Source organism: Fusicatenibacter saccharivorans (assembly GCF_027667425.1).
Lineage (GTDB): Bacteria > Bacillota > Clostridia > Lachnospirales > Lachnospiraceae > Fusicatenibacter > Fusicatenibacter saccharivorans.
Genome location: NZ_JAQEGR010000006.1, coordinates 74,633 through 101,080, shown reverse-complemented (window position 1 = coordinate 101,080; position 26,448 = coordinate 74,633). Strand labels below are relative to the sequence as shown.

The window sequence follows — 26,448 nt, the reverse complement described above, 5'->3', positions numbered from 1 at the left end:
TTTCCAGCCGGATATCGTTTATAATATAGTCAAAAAACGGACTGCTGTCAAGTGTGCAGTCCGTTTTGATTGATTTCCGTTTGCAGTTCTTTTTCCTACCGCTGCATTTTCTCCCACTGGTTCAGTGCAGCCTCAATGACTTTGTCCATATCGTAATACTTGTATTCTCCAAGTCTTCCGCCAAAGATAATCTTCTCTTCTTTTTCCGCAAGTGCGGCATATTTCTGATAAAGTTCCTGGTTTCTGGCATCATTCACCGGGTAGTACGGCTCCATCCCCTCTTTCCAGTCGGTGGAATACTCTCTGGAAATGACGGTCTTTTTCTGGGTTCCGAATTCGAAATGCTTGTGTTCGATCACACGCGTATACGGTGTCTCCCGATCGGTGTAGTTTACTACAGCTACGCCCTGATAATTGTCGGTATCCAGCACTTCTGTTTCAAAGCGCACCGTACGGTATTCCAGCTTGCCAAGTGCATAATCGTAAAACGCATCAATCGCTCCGGTGTAAATCACCGTCTCACCCATCGCCAGGTACTTTTCTTTATCTTCCAGAAAATCAACACCTGTCTGTACATCCGCTTTTTCAAAAAGCCGCTCTGTCAGAACGTTATAGCCTCCAATCGGAATTCCCTGATAAAGGTCATTGAAATAGTTGTTGTCATACGTAAAGCGCACCGGAAGCCGTTTGATGATAAAGCTCGGCAGCTCACTGCAATCTCTTCCCCACTGCTTTTCTGTATAACCCTTAACCAGCTTTTCATAAATATCTTTTCCAACCAGTTTGATCGCCTGCTCTTCCAGATTTTTCGGCTCTCCCGGAACAGCTTTTCTCTGCTCTTCGATGATTGTTTTCGCCTCTTCCGGTGTGCGGATTCCCCACATTTTACTGAAGGTATTCATATTGAACGGCATATTATAAATTTCGCCTTTGTAGTTGGCAATCGGCGAGTTTGTATAACGGTTGAATTCTGCCAGCGAATTGACAAACTGCCACACCTCTTTATTCGAAGTATGGAAAATATGCGCTCCATACTTGTGTACATGAATTCCCTCGATTTCTTCGCAGTAAATATTTCCGCCTGTATGATCTCTTCGTTCCAGTACAAGACAGCTTTTCCCTGCCTGACCGGCAAGATAAGCAATCACTCCGGAATACAGACCGGCGCCAACCAGAACATAATCATATTTCTTCATTGTTCTTTCTCCTTACAGTTCTTCCCCAAGTCCCGTCCGGATGGAATTGACAAGGAACTGCAGAGCTTCCTCCTCGTCCTCTCCCTCGCAGAACAGCTCAATTTCGTCTCCGCATTTGACGCATGCGCCAAGGACGCTTAAGACGCTCTTTGCATTTGCTGTATTTCCATCTCCGTAGTGGAATGTAATAGATGATTTAAACTGCATCGCCTGTTTGCACAGGGTTCCGGCCGGGCGAAGATGAAGGCCGGTTGGATTTTTCACGGTCACTTTTCCGCTTACCATTGGTTTCCCTCCTAATTTGTTCCTGTCGTTTTATTTGCTACTGCTTTTTCTTTGATATGAATCGTTGTCTTGACACTGTCTACGAGCTCATAGCCATCCGGCAGTGTGATTTTTACCGGTACCTCGTAATCCCCGACACCCATTCCATTCAGATCTATGGATGCGTTGATCTGGGAAGTATCTAATTTGGCCAGATTTTTGTCCGATGCTTTAATGCGGATTGCAAGCTGTGTCTGATCATACAGAACGGTATAAGTGGACTGAAGATTGCCCGTCTCGATCTGATCGACATCAAGTTCAAATTCCCTGCTCTCATTCGGCATAACCGTTACGTGAACGGTAACGGATGCAGACGAACTGGAAGATACTTTCAGATCTGTCACATCGGCGAGAACATCGCTTAAGTCAACCGTCGTCTCCACATCGGAGCGCTGTCCTGCAACGGAGGTATAGTCTTCCGGAATTTCAATCGTATTGCCTTCATCCGCCAGCTTTGCAAGTGCCTCCTCGGATCCGGCAACGGTGATTTCCTCCGGTGTGGTATAGATATTTTTAATCTGATAGCCGTCTGCCGGAGTTCCGCTGTACAGTGCACTCAGCTTAATACCGGATACACGGCGCCACAGTTCAATATCCACATCCACCTGCGGGGAGCCGCTGTCGAAATTCAAAAATTCCATCTGGGATTCCGGCATCTCATCCTGGTTTTTATCAATAATCATCAGATCCGCCGTGACGGTTCCGGAATTCCGCATATTGGTTACATCTACTTTTGCCACCACACTGCTGATCTTATTGATCAGGGACGTCGGGCCGGAAATGGTGATGCTCTCCGGATCGGAAGTCATCGTTCCCACTTCGTAATCTTTTGCCGGTTTCGTATTTCCTGCGTCAATTGTGATCGGGAATTTTTCGCTGTCCACATCCTCGATTTCCACAGGGATCGTTGCTGTCACTGTGCTCAGTTTTTCCTGTTTTACCATGGAGCACGCTGCCTTGATCGGCACATAAACCGGGTTTGTATCCATCGTCACAATCTGGGTCAGATCGGCCGTGACAGTGATATCCGATGCTTTCAGCCGGCTGACAACCGAGTTGTTGTCCGTGACAGTAACCGTGACCGTCTGGTATTCCTCCGCAATCTGGTATGTTTTCTTTCCGGCTGCGATGTAGGCTTCATTGGTCACCTGCACGGGGACATCAAAGCGCTCTTTCACAATCGGGTCATTCACACTGACCACAACGTACCAGATTACAATGGCAATCAGGATAGAAAGAATTTTCAAAGGGAGATTGTTCAGAAGCTTTTTCAGAATTTTCTTTTTCATTTCTTCTCTCCCTCCACTTTCTGACGCATTCCACGGATATGCCATCCTTTCTTCTCTTCCGGTTTTTTCGCGAGCTTCTGGATTTTGTGAAGCTGCTCCCGAAGGTCGCTCGGTGTTACTGCCGTGTGGAGTTCTCCGCCGGAAGCATACGACACATTTCCGGTTTCCTCGGAGACAATAATCGTAAAGGAATCCGTCACCTCACTGATGCCGACACCTGCACGGTGGCGTGTTCCAAGATTCTTGTTCAGATCCATGTTGTCGGACAGCGGCAGGTAACATGTTGCTGCCGTGACACGGTTGTTCCGTACAATCACGGCTCCGTCGTGCAGCGGCGTATTGTGTTCGAAAATATTGATCAGCAGCTGGCTGGTCAGAACGCCGTCAATCGGGATTCCGGTCTTTTCATATTCCTCCAGGGTGATAGTCTTTTCGATGACGATCAGCGCTCCGGTCTTTACTTCTCCCATTTCAAAACTGGCCCTTACCAGTTCATTGATGGTTTTGTCACTGAACCGTTCATTTTCCTCCTGGCCGCTCGCAAAAGAAATGGCAGACAGCGGATTCTTTTCTCCAATCTGCTCGACCACTCTTCGAAGCTCCGGCTGAAAGATAATTACAACCGCTGTGATCGCCGCCCCGCCGATGTTTCCGAACAGCCACAGAATCGTCTGCATTTTCAGCACGTTTGCAATGATGACAAAGACACCAATCAGAAAAATACCTTTCATCAGCGTATAGGCCTTTGTATTCTGCAGCCAGCGGATCAGGTGATAGACGAAAAATGCAATGAGCAGAATCTGCACAATATCAATCAGTTCAATTTGTTTTGGCAGCCCGTAGTCTGCCGTTCTTGTGACAATCCAGTTCCACACGCCACGCACACTGTCACTTCCTTTCTTTTCCCCCGGCCGGTTTTCTTCTGATTTTCAAAATTCTTTTAAAGATCCTTTAAGGTGTCCTCCAGCATGCTCTTATAATCCACATCCTGATAATCGCCCTCGTCCAGCGGCGGAATTTCTTCTTCCTGAATTTCTTCTGTTTCGTTTATTTCTTCTGTTTCGTTTATTTCTTCTATTTCTTCTTTTTCCTCGATCTCATCAAGATCCCTGCTGTTCCCGGATTCTTCTGTATGTCCAAGATTTGCCAGAGCATCGAGTTCCTCGTCTGTCAGATCCGGTTCTTTTTTCTTTTCATTCCGAATATAAGTCACACAGCGCTGTGCCTTTGTCACATTGAATTTTGGAACGGCTTTTACGTAGTAATAATAATCGTCGTCATCATATTCCAGGTATTCTGTCCGGGTGTAGTCTGCACCGAACAGGAAAAACTCCAGAACAAATCCAACCAGACAGCCGGCCGCCGCCCCGATCAGAACCATCGGGAGTGCAATCTGTACATCCAGTGCCAGGCTTCCGGCAATCATAATAACCGCATAGGCAACCGAACCTGCCACAATGGAAATCTGCCATGCATAGTCCGCACTGCTGTGGCGGATTGCATTGACAAGAAGTACGGTCAGTGCGCAGGCGATCAGAACCAGCAGCATTTCCTCATTGCGGAAGAGGCCGTTGAAAAATTCCTGTACGACTGCCGTGATCTCCGGTGCTTCCGCCGCATGAAGCAGCGGCTCCATTTTTCCGTGAATCATGTCGCACATATAGTAGACAACGACACCGCAGGCTGCTGAAAATGCAGAGAGCGGCGTGCCGGCAAGACCATAGGCAACCGGAACGGCAGATGGCACGTGAAGCCAGAATGCGAGCGGTGTCAAAAGGAGTGCCGGCGCATCCTTCGGCACAAAGCGAAGATATAGAAACCAGAGCACCAGCAGAACCAGCGCCGCAAGACCCGCGACTACCATGTGAAGTGCAAAGCAGTGGCCGATGATCACCAGCATTGCAAGGAAAACCATTCCATTCAATGGCAGGATGGCGCAGATCAGTGACAGAATCAATACCACATACATGCTGTTCAGCATCTTCAGATAGCCGAGATTGGAATTAATACCACGAAATACAGCAAGAGCGAGCAGAAATTTCACAATCGGAAGTACGATTCCGCTGCAGGAGCCGTAAAACTCTTTTAATTTTTCTTTCAGTTCAATCAATACTGTCATGTTTCCTTCCTCCTGCGCCCGGATTTCTTCCCGCTTTTTTCCTGTTCCTCATACATGTTCTGCAGGTCATCCAGCTCTTTTCCATACCATTTCAGCTTTTTCTGTGCTCCCTGGTAACGGATCGTGCTGATCACATACACGGCAATGGAATAGACTGCCAGAAAACACAGATAGGACGCGATCAGACACCCTGCTGCAAACTGCAGGTCGATTGTGTCTATCTCGTCCACCAACCATTCAATATGATATAAGACTGCAACCGCAAGTACCAGAATGTATCCGATGGAAGCCAGAAAAAAATTTTTCAGAAGCTCTTTTCCGATGTAATCACTCCGAAAATAGCGGCCGATTCGTAAGGCATTTTTTTCTTCTTTTTTTTCGAAAAAAGCCAGTTTTGTCATCTGACGAATCCTTTTTTCGTCCAACATGCCTCTTGGTCTCCTCTTCCCGTTCTAAATTATGTTTATTTTACCATATGTTTCCGATATTGGAAAGCTATTCTCAAAATATTCACACACTATTTTACAATTGCCGCACAAACAAAATCCACCTGTTCTGCTCCATTCACTTTCAACAGTGACGCAATGGCATCAACCGTGCTTCCCGTTGTGTAAATGTCATCTACCAGAAGAATCCGGCAATATTTCATCTGCCCCGGCTTTGCCAATGCAAAAGCTCCCTCCAGGTTTTTCCGCCGCTCGGCGGGACCAAGCTCTTTCTGGCGTTTTGTTTTTTTCACACGGCGGATCAGGCGGGCATTCATGGGAAGTTCCATTTCTTCTGCCAGCTTTTCTGCAAATACCTCCGCCTGATTGTAGCCGCGCTGCCGCTGTCTTGCCGGATGAAGCGGCACCGGAACGAGCACCTCCGGATTTCTTCTCTGGATCTGCTTTCCCACATAGAAAAACGCCGCGTGAGCATAAAATCCGGCGTATTCCTGCCGTTCATGATATTTGAACCGCATCAGGGAAGCCTCAAGTTCCCCGTGGTAACCGTACGGCGCAAAACCGCGGTCGAAGCTGTGCCTCGTTCTGCTGCAGTCCCGGCAGAACTCTTCCTCACTTCCCACGGGTTTCCCGCATTTTTTGCACCGCGCGCCCAGAATCGGATGGATCTTTTCCACACAATTCCGGCATAGATACAGCTCCTCACGTGACAGCAGTCCGTCACAGATGGGACATCGTCTCGGATAAACTGCGTTTAAAAGCCAGTTTCCTGTTTTATTTTTTTCTTTCATGTAACCTGCGCTTTCCCTTATCCACTCTGCCGGATGCAGCCGCATCCATGCCCCGGAAAAACGTGTTTACACGTTTTCTTCCTGCATTTCCCAGATTCTTCTGGCGAGCGTTGTATACCGGTTCGCCTCGATATGATTTCCGATCATTGCCTGGAATGTCACATCACTTCCAACGATGGTGACGCACTTTCTGGCTCTCGTCACGGCCGTATACAAAAGATTCCGCGTCATCAGCATGCGCGGGCCGCCGAGCAGCGGAATCACAACCGCCGGGTACTCGCTTCCCTGCGCTTTATGTATCGTTGTGGCGTAGGCGAGCTCCAGCTCGTCCGCCTGTTTGAACGTATAGTCTGCGAATTTTCCTTCCTCAAACTCCACGGTGATCACCTCGGTATACGGGTTGATGCTCCGGATCATGCCGAGGTCTCCGTTGAATACACCCATACCGCGCTCCGCCACGATTCCGTTGATGCCGCGGATTTCCCACTCCATCTGGTAATTGTTGCGGATCTGCATGACCTTGTCGCCCTCGCGGAGGATATTACCTCCATTTTCCCGCTCGGCTTTGTCCGGTGCGGGCGGGTTCAGATATTTCTGCAGAATCTGATTCAGATTTTCCACGCCGAGTGCACCTTTCCGCATCGGAGTCAGAATCTGGATATCCTGCGGGCGGGCATCCACATAACGCGGCAGTTTCTGGGACACCAGCGTCACCAGCACTTTCCAGATCACGTTGACATCGTACCGTTTCAAAAAGAAGAAATCTTTGCTCTTATTGTCCAGTATAACCTCTTCCCCATTATGGATCTTATGTGCATTGACAACAATATCGCTCTGGGATGCCTGCCGGAAAATGTGTGTCAGGCAGACAATCGGAAAGCATTCCGAACGGATCAGATCCCGGAGGACACTGCCCGGGCCGACACTTGGAAGCTGGTTCTGGTCTCCCACCAGGATCAGCCTTGTTCCCGGCACAATCGCGGAAAGAAGGGCATGCATCAGGTGGATATCAACCATCGACATCTCATCAATGATGATGACATCCGCGTCGAGCGGATTATCTGCGTTCCGCTCAAAATGCACATTTGCCGAGGAGTCATCCACATTTCCCGTCAGTTCCAGAAGACGATGGATCGTGCATGCCTCACAGCCAGTTGCCTCTGTCATTCGTTTCGCCGCTCTTCCGGTCGGCGCTGCCAGGAAAATGTCGAGGCCTTCTGCCTCAAAATAATGGATCATCGCATTGATGGTCGTCGTTTTTCCGGTTCCGGGCCCTCCGGTCAGGATCATAAGACCGCTGTATGCCGCCTCAACGACTGCCGTCTTCTGCATCTCATCCAGCTCGATCTGATATTTTTTCTCGATCTTTCCGATCCGCTTTTCGATTGCCTCACGGTCTTCCTCGCATGTAATATTCAGCTCATGCAGCATGCGCGCCGTACTCAGTTCCAGATAATAATACTGGCTGGCGTACACAATCCGCAGCGGCTCATCCCCTTCCCGTTCGGCCGGGAGCTCGCGGATGACCGCTTTTTTGTCGATTGCCATATCCTGCAGAGATTTCTGCATCCGCTCCGGTTCTACGCCGAGAAGTTCCTGCCCTCTCCGAAGCAGCACCGGTTCCGGCAGATAGACATGGCCTTCTGCCGTCGCCTGATTCAGCACATACGAAAGACCGCTCTTGATGCGGAATTCGCTGTCCACGGCAATCCCGATTTTTCCGGCAATCTCATCCGCCGTCCGAAATCCCACGCCTGCGATATCTTCCGCCATTTTATACGGGTTTTCCTTTAAAATCCGGTACACATTGTCCCCGTACTGCTGATAAATCTTTGCACCGAGATTCAGCGCAATGCCATATCCCGAGAGGAAAATCATCGCATTCTGCATTTCGGCCTTTTCTGCCACCTGCTGTGCAATTTCACGCGCTTTCCGCTCGCTGATTCCCTTTACCTCCGCGAGGCGCTCCGGCTCTTCCTCGATGATCCGAAGCGTATCGTCACCGAAGCGGCGCACAATTCTTGCCGCCAGCGCCGCACCGACTCCTTTGATCGCACCGGAACCGAGATACCGCTCCAATGCAACAGAATCCTGTGGAACTTTCGTCTCATAGGATTCAATGCGGAACTGCTTTCCATAGGCAGCATGTTCAATATAATCTCCGGAAGCCTCGATCAGCTCGCCCTCTCCGATCATCGGAAGCGTGCCGACGCATGTCAGCTCGCGCCCCTTCATGCTCAGATTCAGGACGGTATAGCCGTTCTCCTCATTTCGGAAAATAATGTGTTCTACGTAGCCTTCTACTTTTTCTTTTTCACTCATCTTTTATCAAAACTGGCTTTCAAATTCATTCATCACTTCGCGGTACTGGCCGGTTCCAAGCGCAACGACGCTCGCCGGATTTTCTGCTGTCACGGTATTGATGCCGGTCCGCTCCTGGATCAGCTCGTCCATTCCGTCAAGGAGACTGCCGCCTCCGGTCAGGATAATGCCGCGGTCGGAAACATCGGATGCCAGTTCCGGCGGCGTTTTTTCCAGCACGGCACAGATCGCGTCCGCAATCTGGTTTGTCGTCTGGGCAAGGGCACCTCGGATTTCGTCGGAGGAAACCGTAATCGTCGCCGGAAGTCCGGTGATGACGTTTCTTCCCTTGATCTCCATCGTTTTCTCCTCGGCCCGCGGATAAGCGGAACCAATCCGGATTTTCACTGCCTCTGCGGTCTGTTCTCCGATAAATACGTTGTATGTTTTCCGTACATAGCGGATGATATCCTGGTCAAATGTCTCACTGGAAATCTTGACCGAATTGGAAACAACGGTTCCCGCAAGCGAGATCACAGCGATATCCGTCGTGCCTCCACCGATGTCCACGATCATATTTCCGCATGGTTTCGTAATGTCAATTCCGGATCCGATTGCCGCTGCCACCGGCTCCGGCACGATCAGCACTTCCCGGGCTCCCGCCTGGTACGTTGCCTCCTCCACAGCCTTCCGCTCTACTTCCGTCACACCGGACGGCACACAGATGCTGATTCTCGGTTTCCGGAATGCTCTTCTTCCCATTGCCTTCTGGATAAAGTAGCGCAGCATGCGCTCGGTGATCAGAAAGTCCGTGATCACGCCCTGCCGCATGGGCCGGACCGCCATAATATTGCCCGGTGTCCGTCCAATCATCTGACGCGCTTCTTCTCCAATTGCCCGTACTTTATCTGCATCTTTATCATACGCAACTACGGACGGCTCCTTTAATACAATGCCTTTTCCCTTGGCATAGACCAGGATGCTGGACGTCCCCAGATCAATTCCGATATCGGTCGTTGCAGCCATAGTAATCCCCTTTCCTGTTCTCTTTTATTTTTCTTTATTTTAATCTGTTTGAAATTTGTATAGAATAAGTTCGGGTTCAAAACACCCGAAACCCAAAAGGATCGAATGTGCTCTGAACCCAACCCGCTTCTTATTATATACAATCCCTTTTAAAATGGAAAGGATTTTTTAGAGATATTTTTCGACATATTTTCCGGTGTAGGATACCGGGCTCTTGGCCACTTCCTCCGGCGTTCCGCACGCAATCACGGTTCCGCCGCCGTCTCCGCCCTCCGGTCCGATATCAATAATATAGTCCGCCGTCTTGATGACATCCAGATTGTGTTCGATGACAACGACGGTATTTCCGCCCTCGGACAGGCGGTGCAGAATCTCCACCAGTTTGTGGACATCCGCAAAATGAAGTCCCGTCGTCGGCTCGTCGAGAATGTAGATCGTTTTTCCCGTGCCGCGGCGGCTCAGCTCTGCTGCGAGCTTGATACGCTGCGCTTCTCCACCGGACAGCGTGGTGGACGGCTGGCCGAGGCGGATGTAGGAAAGGCCGACATCGTACAGGGTCTGTAATTTCCGGAAAATCGATGGTACCGGCCTGAAGAATTCCAGTGCCTCCTCGACCGTCATATTCAGCACATCGTAGATGCTCTTTCCTTTGTATTTGACTTCCAGTGTCTCACGGTTGTACCGTTTTCCATGGCAGACCTCACACGGCACATAGACATCCGGCAGGAAGTGCATTTCGATCTTCAGGATACCGTCGCCGCCGCAGGCCTCGCATCGGCCGCCCTTCACATTAAAACTGAATCTTCCCTTCTTGTAGCCGCGCGCCTTGGCATCCTGCGTTGCCGCAAACAGATCGCGGATCTGATCGAACAGACCTGTGTACGTTGCCGGATTGGAACGCGGTGTTCTTCCGATCGGGGACTGGTCGATGTCGATGACCTTATCGAGCTGTTCCATACCGATGATGTCTTTGTGTGCACCCGGAATCGTCCGCGCACGGTTCAGATCTCTTGCCAGCCGTTTGTACAGAATTTCATTGACAAGGGAACTCTTTCCCGATCCGGAGACTCCGGTCACGCAGGTCATGACACCGAGCGGGAAATTCACGTTGATATTTTTCAGATTGTGCTCTTTTGCTCCGACTACCTTCAGCCAGCCCGTCGGCTTTCTGCGCTCGGACGGAACCGGAATTTTCAGCTCTCCGCTTAAGTATTTTCCGGTGATGGAATTCGGATTTTTCATCAGATCTTCCGCCGTTCCGATCGCCACCAGCTCTCCGCCGTGCTCACCGGCTCCCGGGCCGATATCGACAACGCAGTCAGCGGCGCGCATCGTATCCTCGTCGTGCTCCACGACGATCAGGCTGTTTCCGAGGTCACGCAGATGTTTCAGCGTCGCGAGAAGTTTGTCGTTGTCTCTCTGGTGAAGACCGATGCTCGGCTCGTCGAGAATATAGGCGACACCGACAAGGCCGGAGCCGATCTGCGTTGCCAGACGGATTCTCTGCGCCTCACCGCCGGACAGCGATGCCGTTCCACGCGCCAGGGTCAGATAGTTTAATCCGACATCCGCAAGGAAGCTCACACGCGCACGGATCTCTTTTAAAATCTGCTTTCCGATCAGCAGCTGCTGTTCGGAGAGTTCGAGGTTCTGCATAAACTTCTGCAGATTGTCGATGGAAAGGGATGTTACTTCAAAAATATTTTTATCTCCGACCGTCACACCAAGCGACGTCGGTTTCAGACGCTGGCCATGGCACGCCTGGCACGGGGTCACACGCATGAAGGTTTCGTATTCCTGTTTTGTAGAATCCGATCCGGTCTCACGGTAGCGGCGCTCTACATTTTTGATCAGCCCCTCAAAAGCCACATCGTACACACCGACGCCGCGCTGACCGCGGTAATGCACCTTGACGGATTTTCCGTTCGTTCCGTAAATCAGGATATCGTGGATTTTTTTCGGATATTCACAGAACGGAGTGGAAAGGGAAAAATCGTACTCCTCTGCGAGCGCATCGAGAATGGCTCTCGTATAGCTCGATTTGTCCGTGCAGGACTGCCAGCCGAGCACGGTGATGGCTCCGTCTGCGATGGATACGGTCTTGTCCGGAATCATCAGATCCTCGTCGAACTCCATCTTGTAGCCAAGGCCGGCACAGCTCGGGCAGGCGCCGAACGGGTTGTTGAAGGAAAAGCTTCTCGGCTCAATCTCCTCCATGCTGATGCCGCAGTCCGGGCAGGAAAAGCTCTGGCTGAAGTTGAGCTGATTTCCGTCCATCGTGTCGACCACCAGAAGGCCGTCCGCCAGATCCAGTACATTCTCGACGGAATCCGTCAGACGTTTCTCAATGTCCGGTTTGACTACAAGACGGTCCACAATAATGGAAATGTTGTGTTTCAGGTTCTTATCCAGCGTAATCTCCTCGGACAGCTCATACTGGCTGCCGTCGATCATCACGCGGACATAGCCGCTGCGTTTTGCCTGTTCGAGCACCTTTTCGTGTCTTCCCTTGCGGCCGCGCACAACCGGCGCGAGAAGCTGGATTTTCGTCCGCTCCGGGAGTGCCATGATCTGATCGACCATCTGGTCCACCGACTGGCGGCTGATGACTTTTCCGCACTTCGGGCAGTGCGGAATACCGATTCTCGCGTACAGAAGACGGAAGTAATCGTAAATCTCCGTCACGGTTCCGACGGTGGAACGCGGGTTCCGGTTCGTCGATTTCTGATCGATCGAAATAGCAGGCGGCAGGCCTTCGATGCTGTCCACATTCGGTTTTTCCATCTGTCCTAAGAACTGGCGCGCGTAGGAGGAAAGGCTCTCCATGTACCGCCGCTGGCCCTCCGCATAGATCGTGTCAAACGCAAGCGAACTCTTTCCTGAACCGCTGAGGCCCGTAAATACAACAAACTGGTTTCTGGGGATATCGACATTCAGTGCTTTCAGGTTGTTCTCCCTGGCTCCCCGTATTCTGATAAACTCTTTTTTCTCTGCCATAACTGTTCCTCTTATTAATTGGAATCCCTGTCCGGACAGGGACAGGAATCTTGTCTCGTTTTCTCCCATTATAGCACACCGCCGTGCGTTATGCAAACATTTGTTCTATTTCTTTATCATCTTTTTACAGCAGAAAATCTGCCAGAATCACATTGCTGACGGAAATCCCATCGCGTGTCAGAGCCAGGCGCCCGCTGTGTTCCCGTAAAAGATGCACCGCTTTGTATTTCTTCAGAACCCCGCCGTATACGGCATGGATCTCCTTTCCAAACTGCTCCTCAAACTCCGCCGTCGAGATCCCTTGTGTCATTCGAAGGCCGAGAAACATAAATTCTTCCATGGCATCCTGCCGGGAAAGAATTTCCTCATCCTCACGGATCTTTTCCAGTGCTCCGCACGCTTTCAGATACAAAGATCGATCTGCCGTGTTCGTCCACCGGCGGTTTCCGAATAACGATGCCGCGGAAGGCCCGAACCCCAGATAATCCGTCCTTTTCCAGTAGCCGATATTGTGGCGGCATGCGAAGCCCGGCTTTGCATAATTGGAAATCTCATACTGGAAAAAGCCGTATTCTGCGAGGATTTCCGCCGTTCTGGCATACATTTCGCGTTCTGTGTCCTCATCCGGCAGATCCAGTTTCTGCTCCGCAAACAGGGTTCCCGGCTCCACGATCAGGCTGTAGGCGGAAATGTGCTCCGGAGAAAGCTCCGCGATCGTCCGAAGACTCTCTTCCCATTTCTCTTCACTCTGCTCCGGCAGACCTGACATCAGATCCACGTTGATATTCGCAAACCCGGCATCCCGTGCCAGTGCAAAACTCTCCTGAAATTCCGCAAACGTGTGGATTCTTCCCAGCCGTTTCAGCTCCTCATCGTGAACCGACTGACAGCCGATACTGATCCGGTTGAAGCCGCTCTTCCTGTAACATTTCAGTTTTTCCGCATCCAGCGTTCCCGGATTGGCCTCCAGCGTAATCTCAGCATCCTCTGAAAAAACGTACTTGCTCCGCAGTTTTTCCATCACACGGGCGAGCATTCCGGCATCCACTGCGGATGGTGTTCCGCCGCCGAAAAAGACGGAAATCACTTCACTTTCTGCCGTCTCTTCCGCTGCATCGATTTCTGCCAGCAGAGCCTCTTCATACTCCTTCTGCATTGCTTTCGTGCCCGGTCCCGAGACAAAATCACAGTAGGCGCATTTCCGGATGCAGAACGGGATATGCACATAGAGTTCCAGTGGTTTTCTTTTTTTATTCATTCTGCTTTTCCTCCGTACGATCGAAAGACCGGCCCCTGCGCTCCCGCAACAGCAGGCGGCGCCGACAGGCCGGTCTCATTTTTATTTCTTAATTTTCATCCAGTTTCAGTACGCTCATAAAGGCTTTCTGCGGAATCTCCACGTTTCCTACCTGGCGCATCCGCTTCTTACCTTCCTTCTGCTTCTCCAGCAGCTTCTTCTTTCGGGAAATATCGCCGCCGTAGCACTTGGCGAGGACGTCTTTGCGCATCGCGCGGACGGTTTCTCTGGCGATAATCTTCGATCCGACAGCCGCCTGGATCGGGATTTCGAAGAGCTGCCGCGGAATCTCTTCTTTGAGCTTCTCGCACATCTTTCTTCCGCGCTCGTAGGCAGATCCCTCGAATACGATGAAGGACAGCGCATCCACTTCTTCTTTATTGACGAGGATATCGAGTTTTACAAGCTCGCTTCTCTCATAGCCGAGCAGCTCGTAGTCGAATGACGCGTAACCTTTGGAGCGGGATTTTAAAGCATCAAAGAAATCGTAGATAATCTCATTCAGCGGGAGATGGTAATGAAGCATCGCACGCGTCGTCTCCATGTATTCCATTCCCTGATACTGGCCTCTTCTCTGCTGGCAGAGCTCCATGATCGGTCCAATGTAGTCGGTCGTCACCATAATCTCTGCTTTTACCAGCGGCTCTTCCATATAATCAATCTCGGACGGGTCCGGCAGATTCGACGGGTTGGTCAGGTCAATGACGGTTCCGTCGGTTTTGTGAACCTTATAGATAACGCTCGGTGCGGTCGTCACGAGATCCAGATTGTACTCACGCTCCAGGCGCTCCTGAATAATTTCCAGGTGAAGCAGGCCAAGGAAACCGCAGCGGAAGCCAAAGCCCAGTGCTGCCGATGTCTCCGGCTCATAGAAGAGGGATGCATCGTTTAACTGCAGTTTTTCCAGCGCGTCGCGCAGATCGCCGTACTGTGCGCCGTCGGCCGGGTACATGCCGCAGTATACCATCGGGTTGACTTTTTTGTAGCCCGGCAGTGCTTCTGCACACGGACGGTCGGCATCGGTCACGGTATCACCCACGCGGGTGTCGCGCACGTTTTTGATGCTGGCGGTGATATAGCCTACCATTCCGGCGGAGAGCTCGTCGCACGGGATCAGACGGCCTGCGCCGAAGTAGCCGACCTCGACAACTTCCTCGACAGCGCCTGTCGCCATCATGCGGATTCTCGTTCCTTTTTTCACGCTTCCTTCCATCACACGGCAGGAAATGATGACGCCGCGGTATGCATCGTAGACGGAGTCGAAAATCAGTGCTTTTAACGGTTCCGTCGGATCACCTTCCGGTGCCGGAATTTTCTGTACGATCTGCTCGAGCACCTCGTCCACGTTCAAGCCGGTTTTTGCGGAAATCCGCGGAGCATCCTGCGCTTCCAGTCCGATGACATCCTCGATCTCTGCAATTACACGGTCCGGCTCGGCGCTTGGAAGGTCTACTTTGTTGATGACAGGGAACACATCCAGGTCATGGTCAAGGGCGAGGTAGACGTTGGCAAGGGTCTGCGCCTCGATACCCTGCGATGCATCGACAACGAGCAGCGCGCCGTCGCATGCGGCAAGGCTTCGGGAAACCTCATAGTTGAAGTCAACATGGCCCGGGGTGTCAATCATGTTTAAAATGTACTCCTCGCCGTCGGCCGCTTTGTATACGGTACGGACTGCCTGTGCCTTGATCGTGATGCCGCGCTCACGCTCCAGATCCATATTGTCCAGCACCTGATCCTGCATCTCACGCTCGGTCAAAAGGCCTGTTTTCTGAATAATACGGTCCGCAAGGGTTGATTTTCCATGGTCGATATGGGCAATAATACAAAAATTACGAATTTTACTCTGATCTATTCCTGACAAGTTTTTTCCTCCTGCTTTTTCACGGGTTAAATATCAATTTTATCTCATGTCTATTTTGTATGATACGAAATTCCACTCAAAAAAGCAAGATAAATTTATCCGCCTGATGCCGGACTTTTGCCCGACAGAACCTTATGCAGGATATCCGCAAACGGCCCCATTGCATTTTTCACCTCCTCGACCGTATTCGTCTGCGCACCAACCTCGAGAAGAACAGATCTCGGGCGGAGATGGAGGTTGTAGCGGTAGCCTTTTAAATAGATACAGCGCGAAAAGCCGGGATAATACTGTTTTGCCTCATACTCCATCTGAAAGGAAAATGCAAGGTTTTCCGCCTGATACGGATTGGGCAGGCTTGTCAGTTCGCCGCTTTCTTTCGTGCGGGAAAGGCCGTTGAAAAACATGATCTGCGCGGTCGGCTTTCCGTTGATTTCTGTCACAAGACGTTTTGAACCATTGACCCCGTCCCGGTGCAGGTCGATCACGACCTGAATGGACGGGTGTTCTTCCAGCGCCGCTGCGATGACCGGCTCCGCGTAGTTGTAGGCGCGGCTCCGCTCGAGACAGCCTTCTTTCATGTCAAATGCCTCTGTAATATGAAGCACTTCGTATCCGTACTGCTTTTCCAGAAGCTCCTGCAGATCATCACCGAGGCCGATTACCGTGTCCGCTCTTTCTCCCGGACGGGAATCGGCGAAGGTTTCCTGCGAATGGGTATGATAGATCAGAATCTGCGGGCCTTCGGCATTTTCCGGCAGGGTCAGGTCTTTTCCGAGCAGGGTGCTGCCGTCGATCTCGCCCGGCAGGACCGAAGTGTTGGGATCGACAACGAAGAAGCGGTTCAGGAGCGCCTGCGGGTCAGCAAGAAGGTCAGGGGAAATTGTCTCCTGAATCGTGTCGGCCTCCGGGTAGAGAATCTCACGCGGTGCGCCGCCGGTTTCGATGGTCTCCTCCTGGACAGACTGCGGCGCTTCGGGTTCTGCCGTTGATGCCGACTCTCCGGCTGCCGGTTCTGTGATTCCTGTTTCCGTCTGCTCCGGCTCCGTGATTTCCATTCCATCTTTTTGAGTTCCATCCTTTTGATCTTCCTCAGTTCCCTGCTCCTTCGATTCTGTCTGCCCTCTTTCTGCTCCCGGTCCCGGAAACGAATCCTGCTTCGCCGTATCCGTTTCCGCTGTTTCTGTCCCGGCAGACAGCGTATTTTCTGCCGTGCTTCCCTCCCGAAGCGCCGGTATCTGATCCCGCACTGCCGCGAGGAGATTTTCCATCCATCCCCTTCCGTCCTCTTTTCCGTCATAAAAAAGAAGCGGCATCATCACATCCACGGATAACTGCTCCGCCTGTGCTGCCGCCCGCTGCAGCAGAACTTTCCCCTCTAAGAAATGATTTTTCCGGAGAACCGCTGCACTGCGGAACAGCAGTATACTGCAGGACAGGAAAAGACATCCCCATCCGAACCATCGTCCATTTCGCCTGGCATTCCACATATTATCACCATATTCATGATATGTTACAGTTCCCCGGAAAATGCCTGATTCATACCTGCCGCAAGAACCCCGGCCAGGCGGCGGACCATCTCGTCGATCTCTTTTGTCGTCACGTAAAGGCTTTCGAGCGCCGGTGAAATGACTTCTCCCAGAAATTCATCCATCTCGGACTCCTCCAGCGATTCCAGAACGCCTGCGACGGCATCGTGGACGATCGTTCCTGCCCCTACAACGGTCGGCACACCGATTCCGATGACCGGCACGCCGAGCGTCTCCTGATTTAAGGCATTGCGGTGGTTTCCGACGCCCGAGCCCGGCCAGATTCCGGTGTCGGCAAGCTGGATCGTACAGTTCAGCCGGTGAATACTGCATGCGGCAAGGGCATCCACGGCGAGAATCACATCTGGATGGGTCTGTTCTGCCGTTCCGCGCAGGATTTCCACTGCCTCCATGCCCGTCTGTGCCATAACGCCGGGAGCAAGGGCACTCACTTCCCGGCCCTTCTTTCCGTAGGTGCGCACCAGATGGCGCGTAACGTTAAGCTGCTCCACCGTCTCCGGCCCGAGCGCATCCGGCGTGATGCCGCGGTTGCCGAGGCCGGCCACAAGAACGGATCCGCACGCTTCCGGCACCATTTCCATCAGACAGTGGGAAAACTCCTCCGCCGCTTTCCGGCTCTCCTCCTCGTCTGCCGTCAAAAGCAGCGGCGCTTCGATCGTCACATACGTCCCTTTCGGCTTTCCCATCATTTTTGCACCCTGCTCCGATGTGATTTTCATAATGGTTGTCTGAATTTCCGCCTTTCTTTTCTTCTTCTCAATCTCGACCCCGGAGATCTCCACATGGTCCCTCTCAAATTTTTCCTGATTCTCCATCGCCAGGTCTGTCCGCATCCTATACTTTCCTATCATACTTTTCTCCTTCTCCTGTATTTTTGTTGTAGTTTTTGCAATTTTTTCAAAAATATGTATTGACAAAACATGCGAAATATTATAGGATAATAAAGCATGTTTCAGTGGAGCGCCCGTGTCTGTTCCATTGAATAACATCCCTTAAATCACATTAATTTTAAAAATATTGGAGGTGTACAGTTTGGCTAACATTAAATCCGCAAAGAAAAGAATCCTGGTAAATCAGACAAAGGCAGACCGCAACAAAGCAATCCGTTCTGCAGTTAAGACTTCTATGAAAAAAGTAGATGCTGCTGTTGCTGCAAACGATAAAGAGGCTGCTGCTGCTGCATTAGTAAATGCGATCTCTACCATCGACAAGGCTGCTTCTAAAGGCGTTTATCATAAAAACAACGCTGCCAGAAAAGTATCCAATCTGAGCAAAGCTGTAAACTCAATCGCATAATAAAGATATAAACCAAAGAGAACTTAGTCATACCGTCATGTGGCTGGGTTCTTTTTTTATGCTTACCAAAAGAGTGCGCCGCGACAGATCTTTTGATAAACACAGAACAAGGCGTACCGGTACAGGAAAACTGGCCGATACGCCTTGTTCTTTTTAGAAAACTCTGCTCTTACGCCGCCCTGCTGTATTTCGTAATCAGCAGCTCCACGCTCAGCAGATCGGAAATTTTTCCCGTCTTCACGTCCTCTTCCATCTGCACGCAGTCATTGACCGCCGCTTTTAATTCCTCCGCCGCATACTGGCGCGACATGGGAATATAGTTCCGCACAACGAAGTTCTGCAGTCCCGTCCGTTTTGCGATCGTCGCCTGATCGCAGTGCTCTGCCAGCAGCTCTTTGACCTGCAGCAGCAGATTGAACTGGCGTGCCAGCAGAAAGAGAATCCGCATCGGCGGCTCCTTTAAAGCCAGCAGATCCTGATACAGATCGAGCGCTTTCCGCTGCTTCTTCTCCGTTACCGCGCGGATCATCTCGAAAATCCGGTTCGTAATCTGCGTTGTGCAGACTGCCTCGATATCCGCCCGCGTGATCACATCTCTTCCCATCGTATAGCTGAGCAGTTTTTCCAGCTCCTGCGAGATATTTCCCATATCCGTGCCCGTCTTTTCCAGAAAATCTTCCATATCCTGGCGCGTGATCTTTTTTCCCTCTTTTTTCATCATGCCGAGTACCCAGGTCATCAGCGTCTTTTCGTCCTGACGAGCAAATTCCACTGCTCTTCCCTGCTTCTGCACCGCCTTGTACATACGGTTCCGCTTATCGACTTCCTCCTCCACGAAGATCAGCACCAGATAATCCGGCAGGGATCCCATGTAGTCTGCCAGCGCGTCGGCTTTGTTTTTGAAAAATCCTGTATTTTCCAGCAGAATCACACGGCGGTCCGCAAAAAACGGCATCGTCTCCGCAAGGTCAATCACTTTGGGAATCTCGGTTCCTTTTCCCTCAAAGCGGGAGAAATTCATCGTGTCGTCCTCCGGCAGCAGTGCGTTTTTCAGCTTGTTTTTATACTGATGCTTCAGATAGGCTTCTTCTCCGTAGAGCAGGTAGGCCTGCTTAAAATTCTGCGTTTTGATATCTTCTAAAATGCTTTTCATTCCATCCTCTTTCTTTCGTTCCGGCAGAAGCACGTTTGCGCAGTGCCGCAGCAGCCGGAGCTTTTGACCATTCAGGAGACGGGAAATTCCACATCCGACCGGTATCCGTGAACCGCCAGTCGGTCACGCTTCAGCTGTACTGTCACGGCTCCATCCACCGGTGTTCCGTAGATATGACTTTTGCAGGCACGAAGCCGCTCCAGCAGCTCCCGGTGCGGATGGCCGTACCGTCCCGGCCACGCGCAGGAAATCAGGCTGATCTGCGGCTGTATGCGGTTCAGAAATGCCTCGCTCGTTGAATTTCTCGAGCCGTGGTGCGCCACCTTTAAAATCTGGCACCGCTCTGCCGCCCCCAGGACCTCTTCTTCTCCGCTTCCCTCCAGATCTCCCGTCAGAAGTGCGCGGCAGGCACCGCAGGAAAGCTGTAATACAACACTTCCGGCGTTTTCCTCTCCCGTATAGTCTTCGCCCGCTCCCGGATGAAGTACCGATACGGTGAGTTCTCCTGCACGGATCTCGTCTCCCTTTTTTAGATATTCTACCATAATTCCCGCTTTTTGTGCGGCTAAAATAAAAGGATTTTCTTTTTCGCTTCCTTTCATCCACACAGGCAGGAACAGATGGCGGATGCGAAGCGCCGTTTTCTGCTCCCCGATCAGCTCCAGCAGTTCGAGGATTCCGTTCGTGTGATCTGCGTCCGGGTGCGTGATAACAACGGCATCAAGAGCGGCAATGCCGCGCTGTTTCAGATATGGGAGAATCCTTTTTTCCCCGACCGCAGACGCACTGCTGCTCCCGCCGTCATTCAGCATCACAAAACGGCCGCTCTCCACCACCAGCGAATCGCCCTGGCCGACGTCCAGCGCTGTAATGGAAAACGTTTCCCGGGGACGGTAAAAAAGCAGAACACAGGCAAAAAACATGGTAATACCAAAGAGCATCCGCTCCCGCTTTCGTGCCTGCGCACCTTTTCGTTTTGCCCCATCCGGATTCATCTCCCGTTTTCGTTTTCGCACATACAGTATCACCAGCAGACCGGTCAGAATGATTCCATATCCTGCCATCTGCCATTTTTCCGGCTGACCGCAGATCCACACATTTCCCGGAATCTGTGCGACCGCCGCTGTCATCTGCCGCAGAAGTGTGAGCAGGAACCGCGCCGGAAGCAGAACAACACTTCCCGCTTTCACGCTTGCCAGTCCCGCCAGAAGCCCCGCAGCACCCGTCAGCAGCACCGCCGTCATGACAGCTCCTGCAAACAGATTCGGCAGAAACGCAAAGAGCGGAATCTCATAAAAATACCACGCCTGCAGCGGGATCATGACAAGCTGCAGGGAAAGGTACACCATCGCAGCCTCTTTTCCTTTCACCGCAAGCTTTTCCAACCCCGTTTTTTCCCCGCGTCTCTTCCGTTCCGCCTTCTCCCCCGCCAGAACCGGATAAACCCCGGAAATGGCTGTTACTGCTCCAAACGAAAGCCAGAACCCGCTCTGCTCCAGATACGAGGGGTTTTCTGCCAGCATCAGAATTGCCGCAAGAGAGAGCGCACTTAAGGAATCATACGTCCTTCCCACTGCGACAGCTCCCATCCGCACCGCAAACATCACCACTGCACGCACGGTCGCCGTTCCGCTGCCGGTAAACATGCCATACAGCACCATACCGGCGGCCGCTGCCAGAGACGCGGAAGTTTTCGGCAGATGCAGCGCCATCAGCAGCCGTCGGAGTGCCATGCCGAGCAGCATCAGATGCATGCCGGAAACGGAAATCAGGTGCAGCAGACCGCTCTGCTGATACGCCAGATACGTCTCCTCCGTGAGTTCCGACCGTTCCCCGAGCAGCATCGCAGAAAGCACACCTGCCTCCTCCTCCGGCATCATTTCTTTTAAAACGGCACAGCACCGCTCCCGCTCCAGCCGGAGCGCTTCGCCGAGATTCCACCGCCCGGCATCCACAACTTCCTCCCGCTCCGAAATCACGTAGAACGCACAGCCTTTTCCCTCATAATATGTTTTCTCATCAAACATCCCCGGATTGCGCGGGCTTTCCGGCTTTTTTACAGTTCCGTACACCCGCACAGCGGCTCCGACCGGCAGATCTCCCCGCTTTGCGAGCAGATAAATTTTCCCTTTGCTTCCCTCCCCGCGCAGCACATACCCGTTGTTGCTGCTCTTTTTCTCATACGTTTCAATCGTCCCTGCAATCCACACCCTGCTGCCCTGCTGCGCCTGTTTTTCGTATTTCGGGTCAGAAAAAGGCGTGCCAAGAGGCACGCCCGCAATCCGCAGCAGCACAAGCACCAGCATGAATCCAAGACACGCCAGGCACATGGGCCGTTTTCTCATGTATCTTTTTCCTCCAGATAAGACAGGTCTTCCTCGTAGAACTGATTGAGTTTCATCGTTTCACGGAAGGTTACATCGCTCTCTCCGTTGATGGAAAACTGCACCTTATCCACCTTACAGTTCGCCGTGATGGAATCCACCACCGCGTAAATCGGAATCTGCTCCGCCACACTCGAAAGCGCAGAATCCTTAAAAGATTTGTCAAAATTCACATAGGCAATCCGATCGGATGTCGTGACACTTAAGACATTCATCGTATCCGGCAGCACTGCATAGTGGCCGTCTTCTTTCGGTCCCTTCATCAGCTGCTCCACCACGACACGTTCCAGCGGAATGTTCGTGCTGTACGGCACCCGCCGCGTCTCCTTCACAAGATGATCGCCTGCTTCATTTGCAAAATACAGTGTCAGCGTCGCATACTGATACTGATAAATTTCCCTTCCGGAATTTTCCAGAAAGCTGTCCGCCGTCATCGTTCCGATCTCGCGTCCTTTGGAATCCTTTAACGGATCCCCGTCAATCAGAAGCGTCACGCGCTCCACCTCCGGAACCTGCACAAAGGTACGCACCAGTCCTGCACGCACCAAAACCTCCTGCGGCCGCGCAAGCTCTCCGTACTCTCCACTTAAGTTCAGCGTAAGGAGCCCGTTCTCCAGCGTATACGTCTTGATGGAAATCCCATTGGAAAGAAGTGCCTGGTTTCCGTCCTTGGCAGGTTTCTCCTGCAGCGCGTCAACCAGCTCCTTGATCAGTTTCTGATCCGTTCCTTCTTTTGGTTCATACGGCTCCTGCACCAGTGTTGTGCCGGTTTTGTCCAGGCAGTACAGGTGATACGCCGACTCCTTCTGGCTCTTCTGCCACTGCCCGCAGCCGCTAAGAAGCAGCACGCCGGCCAGCAGTACGCCAAGTATCCGTTTCATGTGCGCCACCTCCTACATCACGTAATTCAGAGGAATCCGCACGGAAAATGTCGTTCCCTCGTTTTCTTTGCTGTATACACGGATCGCTCCCCGGTGCATGACAATCGCGCTCCGCGCAATCGCAAGGCCAAGGCCGGTTCCGCCGATTTCCCGCGAGTGGGACTTGTCCACGCGGTAGAAACGCTCGAAGATATGCGCAATCGACTCCTCCGGGATGCCGATGCCGGAGTCTGCCACCGTCACGTAGAAATATTTGTGATCCGCATTTAAGGATACACGCACCCATCCATTCTCGTTGTTGTACTTGATGCCGTTTTCGATCAGGTTCGAGAACGCCAGCGAGAGCTTCGTCGCATCCACCTCCGCATTGACCGGGCGGAAGCTGTCGAGAATGAGCTCCACATTTTTCTGTGCGGCAATCGGATGAAGCCGCTTCAGCAGCTGCTCTAACAGCTCGTTGATATTGACCTGGGTGATATTGAGGTCTGCCACCTTTTTATCCATCTTGACCAGCGACAAAAGGTCGGTAATAATCTGGTTTTCGCGGTCGATCTCCGAGGTAATATCCTGCATGAACTCCTGATAAAGTTCCACCGGAACGCCCTCCTGCCCGTTCAGCGAATCCGCCAGAACCTTCATGGACGCAAGCGGCGTCTTTAACTCATGCGAGACGTTCGAAACAAATTCCTGGCGGGAATCGTCGAGCGTGCGGACGCGGGTCAGCATCTTGTTGAATGCGTCCGTGATCAGCTCTGTCTCGAGGTAATCCGGAACAGAAATGCTTTCGTCGAGATAGCCGTCGGTGATGTCCTCGATGGAACGGGTGACCTTCTGGAACGGCTTCATCAGAATGCCCGCGAGCAGATAGCCAAAAACCAGCACGAGAAGCGCAATGATCGAAAGAATCGTCATTCCCTTCGTCTCCAGAATTTTCATATTCGCACGGATCTCATCCGTCGAAATGCTGACGAGCATAACGCCGAGCGTCTCCTTCGTCTCGGTATTCTGAATCCGCACCGTCATTTCCAGATAGCTGTTTTTCCGGTCGTACTGGCTCGTCTCCTTGCCCTGAAAACTCTGGATGACCTCCTGCGAGATAATCGTCTTTCCGCGGTCCATATCGTACGTATCTTTGATGACGCGGAAATCCTGGTCGATAATCAGGATTCTGCCGCCGTAGATATTCGTCAGCATACTGAGCTGTCCGTTGATGACATCCGATCCAGGATCTTCCATGTAATTCTGCTGGATGAGCTGGTTGCAGATAATATCGCACTGATTTTTTACGGTAATGCTGCGCACCGATACCGCACGGTCCTCATAGCTGTTTACGATGCTCTTCTCAAGGATCACACACGGTACAATGCCGATGATCACAAGAATCACCGTGATGCGGAAGCGCAGACTCCGCAGAAACTTCCATTTTTCTTTGTTTTTAAGCCTGGAAATAGTAACCAACTCCCCACTTTGTGTGAACGTACTTCGGTTCACTTGGATTTTTCTCAATCTTTTCGCGCAGACGGCGGATATGTACATCTACGGTGCGCACGTCGCCCGGGTACTCATAGCCCCAGACAATGTTCAGCAGGTTCTCTCTGCTGTACACCTTGTTCGGATTGAAGACGAGAAGCTCGAGCACATCGAACTCCTTCGCAGTCAGATTGATCTCGCGGTCTCCGATGAAGACTCTTCTGCTCTCGCAGTCGATCCGCAGGTCTTTCACCTGTACGACTTTTGCTTTCTCTTCTTTTGGCTCCTGGCGGGCCGCACGGCGCATGATGGCCTTGATGCGTGCTTTTACTTCCAGAATGTTGAACGGCTTTGTGATGTAATCATCTGCGCCGTATTCCAGTCCCAGGATTTTGTCCATGTCCTCGCCCTTTGCGGTCAGCATGACGATCGGAACGTTGGAAAATTCACGGATCTGCTGGCAGACGGACAACCCGTCCAGCTTTGGCAGCATCAGATCCAGAAGGATCATATCGTATTCTTTTTCTTTTGCCATGGAGAGTGCTTCCTCGCCGTCGTATGCGCAGTCAACCTCCATGCCGTCCTGCTCCAGGCTGAAGCGGATTCCTTTTACGATCAGTTTTTCATCATCAACTACAAGAACTTTCTTTGCCATTTCTTCTCCTTCTTGTTCTAAACCTCGATAGAACCCCTTATCTTTTCAAACATCTTTTCCTTGATGCCCTCAATGTTCATAATCTCCTCAATCGAACCAAACGGGCCGTTTGCTTCGCGGTAGGCGATGATGGCATCCGCACGGCTCTCTCCGATGCCGGAGAGTGTCATCAGTTCTTCTTTTCCGGCCGTGTTCAGGTTGACTTTGCCGGAACCGGAAGCCTGCTCCGTGCCGCCCGTATTCTGCTGCGGCGTTTCCGTGATTTCCATGTTTTCTGCCTCCTCGCGCGTCCAGACGGTGATCTGCTCTCCGTCTTCGATTTTCCGTGCAAGATTGAGGATTTTTTCTTCAGCATCCGGCAGAAATCCGCCTGCCGCTTCCACAGCCTGCACTACGCGGCTTCCGCCCGGCAGCGTGTAGACACCGGGGGAAGCGACCGCACCGCAGATATAAACCTGCACTGTTTCTTCCGGTGCTGCCTCCTGTGCCTCACGTTTTTCCGGAATGCCTGTGGTTTCTCCGGCGCTTTTTCCGGAAACCGTCTGCTCCTCATCCACTTCCTTCTGATTCCCGAAAACGGTTTCCGCCGTGCTCCCGCCTGTGCTATCTGACAGTTTGTATTCTGTATCCCTGTGGTTGCATCCGCAGAGCAAAAAAACCAGCATCGCCGCCAGTATTTTTGCATGTTTTCTGCCTCTGTCCTGCTGTTTTTTCAATTTCATGCTGTGTACTCCCTTCCGCTTCGCATCTGACGCGCAAGGGTCCCTTGTGTACGCATAACTACGTTTCTATTGTATCGAAGAAACCATAAAAATACAAGTAGAAATCTTAATCGTTATTCCCACTGAAACACTACAATTCCCACAACGGCGATCGCCATGCCGATCAGTTTTCGCACGGTGAAATCCGTTTTTTCCATACCGAAAAGGCCGAACAGTTCAATCAGCCACGCCGCTGCGAGCTGGGAAATGACGATCAGCATCGCCGCCTTCGCCGGGCCGAGCCCTGCCATACTCCAGATAACCGTGATCGTGATAAACGCGCCAATTGCCCCGCCGAGCAGCAGATACCACGGCTTTACGCGGAACAGATCCCCGATGGGCTCCCTCCCGGTGATGCACCATGCCGCAAGACAGACGGCAAACGCACTGATCTGCACCCAGCCGGCCGCCAGCCATGTACTCGTCTGTTTCGTCACCTCTGTGTTGAAAACGCCCTGAATACTCATCAGTGCGCCGGAAAGCAGCGCTGTTAAAATTCCCGCCATTGATTTTTCCTCCTGCTGTTTTTTTATGTACTCTCGGAGTCTTTCTGCGCTTGATTTTACGAGAAGATTTTTTGTCAGCTGCACCCAAATTTCTGAGGCGTACGCGGTGCGTACGTTGATGAAATTTGGGTGCAGCTGGCGGAAA

Annotated in this window: 22 protein-coding genes; 1 reads left to right on the top strand and 21 read right to left on the bottom strand. The window is 51.7% G+C overall.

Going from position 1 to position 26,448, the window contains the following annotated elements:
• Positions 1-95: 95 nt before the first annotated feature.
• The 14 genes from glf to gpr form a co-directional block, all read right to left on the bottom strand.
• Entirely contained in the window at positions 96-1,196 is a 1,101-nt protein-coding gene (glf, locus tag PGS38_RS07270; RefSeq protein WP_119188533.1) for a UDP-galactopyranose mutase, read from the bottom strand.
• A gap of 12 nt (positions 1,197-1,208) precedes the next feature.
• Positions 1,209-1,481, bottom strand: a complete 273-nt coding sequence (locus PGS38_RS07265; RefSeq protein WP_022462230.1) for an HPr family phosphocarrier protein — start codon at positions 1,479-1,481, stop codon at positions 1,209-1,211.
• An 11-nt stretch (positions 1,482-1,492) separates the two neighbouring features.
• On the bottom strand, positions 1,493-2,809 hold the full coding sequence (locus tag PGS38_RS07260; protein WP_158554979.1) for a CdaR family protein: 1,317 nt from the start codon (positions 2,807-2,809) through the stop codon (positions 1,493-1,495).
• Positions 2,806-3,693, bottom strand: coding sequence for a diadenylate cyclase CdaA (gene cdaA, locus PGS38_RS07255; RefSeq protein WP_330410111.1), 888 nt, complete (start codon positions 3,691-3,693; stop codon positions 2,806-2,808). The genes PGS38_RS07260 and cdaA overlap by 4 nt, the downstream gene beginning before the upstream one ends.
• Before the next feature lie 56 nt (positions 3,694-3,749).
• Complete coding sequence (locus tag PGS38_RS07250; RefSeq protein WP_118639982.1) at positions 3,750-4,928, bottom strand: hypothetical protein; 1,179 nt, start codon at positions 4,926-4,928, stop codon at positions 3,750-3,752.
• On the bottom strand, positions 4,925-5,356 hold the full coding sequence (locus tag PGS38_RS07245) for a hypothetical protein (RefSeq protein ID WP_022462226.1): 432 nt from the start codon (positions 5,354-5,356) through the stop codon (positions 4,925-4,927). Before PGS38_RS07245 ends, PGS38_RS07250 begins: the two co-directional genes overlap by 4 nt.
• Before the next feature lie 89 nt (positions 5,357-5,445).
• Complete coding sequence (locus PGS38_RS07240; RefSeq protein WP_158578787.1) at positions 5,446-6,165, bottom strand: ComF family protein; 720 nt, start codon at positions 6,163-6,165, stop codon at positions 5,446-5,448.
• A 66-nt stretch (positions 6,166-6,231) separates the two neighbouring features.
• Complete coding sequence (gene recD2, locus PGS38_RS07235) at positions 6,232-8,487, bottom strand: SF1B family DNA helicase RecD2 (protein ID WP_119188536.1); 2,256 nt, start codon at positions 8,485-8,487, stop codon at positions 6,232-6,234.
• 6 nt (positions 8,488-8,493) lie between these two features.
• Positions 8,494-9,492 carry a rod shape-determining protein gene (gene mreB, locus PGS38_RS07230; protein ID WP_022462222.1) on the bottom strand — a complete coding sequence of 333 codons (999 nt, stop codon included), beginning with the start codon at positions 9,490-9,492 and terminating at the stop codon, positions 8,494-8,496.
• Positions 9,493-9,660: 168 nt separating this feature from the next.
• The gene (gene uvrA / locus PGS38_RS07225; protein ID WP_117509506.1) at positions 9,661-12,489 is read right to left on the bottom strand and encodes an excinuclease ABC subunit UvrA; all 2,829 of its coding nucleotides are present in this window, start codon (positions 12,487-12,489) and stop codon (positions 9,661-9,663) included.
• 124 nt (positions 12,490-12,613) lie between these two features.
• Positions 12,614-13,747 carry a radical SAM family heme chaperone HemW gene (gene hemW, locus PGS38_RS07220; RefSeq protein ID WP_118666364.1) on the bottom strand — a complete coding sequence of 378 codons (1,134 nt, stop codon included), beginning with the start codon at positions 13,745-13,747 and terminating at the stop codon, positions 12,614-12,616.
• An 88-nt stretch (positions 13,748-13,835) separates the two neighbouring features.
• Positions 13,836-15,650, bottom strand: coding sequence for a translation elongation factor 4 (lepA, locus tag PGS38_RS07215; RefSeq protein ID WP_022462217.1), 1,815 nt, complete (start codon positions 15,648-15,650; stop codon positions 13,836-13,838).
• 95 nt (positions 15,651-15,745) lie between these two features.
• Positions 15,746-17,137, bottom strand: a complete 1,392-nt coding sequence (locus tag PGS38_RS07210; protein ID WP_243108238.1) for a stage II sporulation protein P — start codon at positions 17,135-17,137, stop codon at positions 15,746-15,748.
• A 23-nt stretch (positions 17,138-17,160) separates the two neighbouring features.
• Positions 17,161-18,048, bottom strand: coding sequence for a GPR endopeptidase (gene gpr / locus PGS38_RS07205; RefSeq protein WP_118639977.1), 888 nt, complete (start codon positions 18,046-18,048; stop codon positions 17,161-17,163).
• Between the two features lie 181 nt (positions 18,049-18,229).
• Between gpr and rpsT the strand changes: the two genes are divergently transcribed.
• Positions 18,230-18,493 (top strand): 30S ribosomal protein S20, encoded by a 264-nt coding sequence (gene rpsT / locus PGS38_RS07200; RefSeq protein ID WP_022462214.1) that lies wholly within the window; start codon positions 18,230-18,232, stop codon positions 18,491-18,493.
• Positions 18,494-18,662: 169 nt separating this feature from the next.
• On the opposite strand, the gene holA is transcribed toward rpsT, so the two are convergent.
• The 7 genes from holA to PGS38_RS07165 all read right to left on the bottom strand — a co-directional run bounded on the left by holA (position 18,663) and on the right by PGS38_RS07165 (position 26,303).
• Complete coding sequence (gene holA / locus PGS38_RS07195; RefSeq protein WP_119188537.1) at positions 18,663-19,646, bottom strand: DNA polymerase III subunit delta; 984 nt, start codon at positions 19,644-19,646, stop codon at positions 18,663-18,665.
• 71 nt (positions 19,647-19,717) lie between these two features.
• A complete protein-coding gene (locus tag PGS38_RS07190) occupies positions 19,718-21,991 on the bottom strand; it encodes a DNA internalization-related competence protein ComEC/Rec2 (RefSeq protein ID WP_270476096.1) in 2,274 nt (757 codons plus the stop codon).
• Entirely contained in the window at positions 21,988-22,911 is a 924-nt protein-coding gene (locus PGS38_RS07185; protein ID WP_055227346.1) for a GerMN domain-containing protein, read from the bottom strand. The genes PGS38_RS07190 and PGS38_RS07185 overlap by 4 nt, the downstream gene beginning before the upstream one ends.
• Before the next feature lie 12 nt (positions 22,912-22,923).
• Positions 22,924-24,402, bottom strand: coding sequence for a sensor histidine kinase (locus tag PGS38_RS07180; RefSeq protein WP_022462210.1), 1,479 nt, complete (start codon positions 24,400-24,402; stop codon positions 22,924-22,926).
• Positions 24,347-25,036, bottom strand: a complete 690-nt coding sequence (locus tag PGS38_RS07175) for a response regulator transcription factor (protein ID WP_022462209.1) — start codon at positions 25,034-25,036, stop codon at positions 24,347-24,349. The genes PGS38_RS07180 and PGS38_RS07175 overlap by 56 nt, the downstream gene beginning before the upstream one ends.
• Before the next feature lie 17 nt (positions 25,037-25,053).
• Positions 25,054-25,758 (bottom strand): helix-hairpin-helix domain-containing protein, encoded by a 705-nt coding sequence (locus tag PGS38_RS07170; protein WP_119188539.1) that lies wholly within the window; start codon positions 25,756-25,758, stop codon positions 25,054-25,056.
• A gap of 113 nt (positions 25,759-25,871) precedes the next feature.
• A complete protein-coding gene (locus PGS38_RS07165) occupies positions 25,872-26,303 on the bottom strand; it encodes a DMT family transporter (protein WP_118595125.1) in 432 nt (143 codons plus the stop codon).
• Positions 26,304-26,448: the final 145 nt, after the last annotated feature.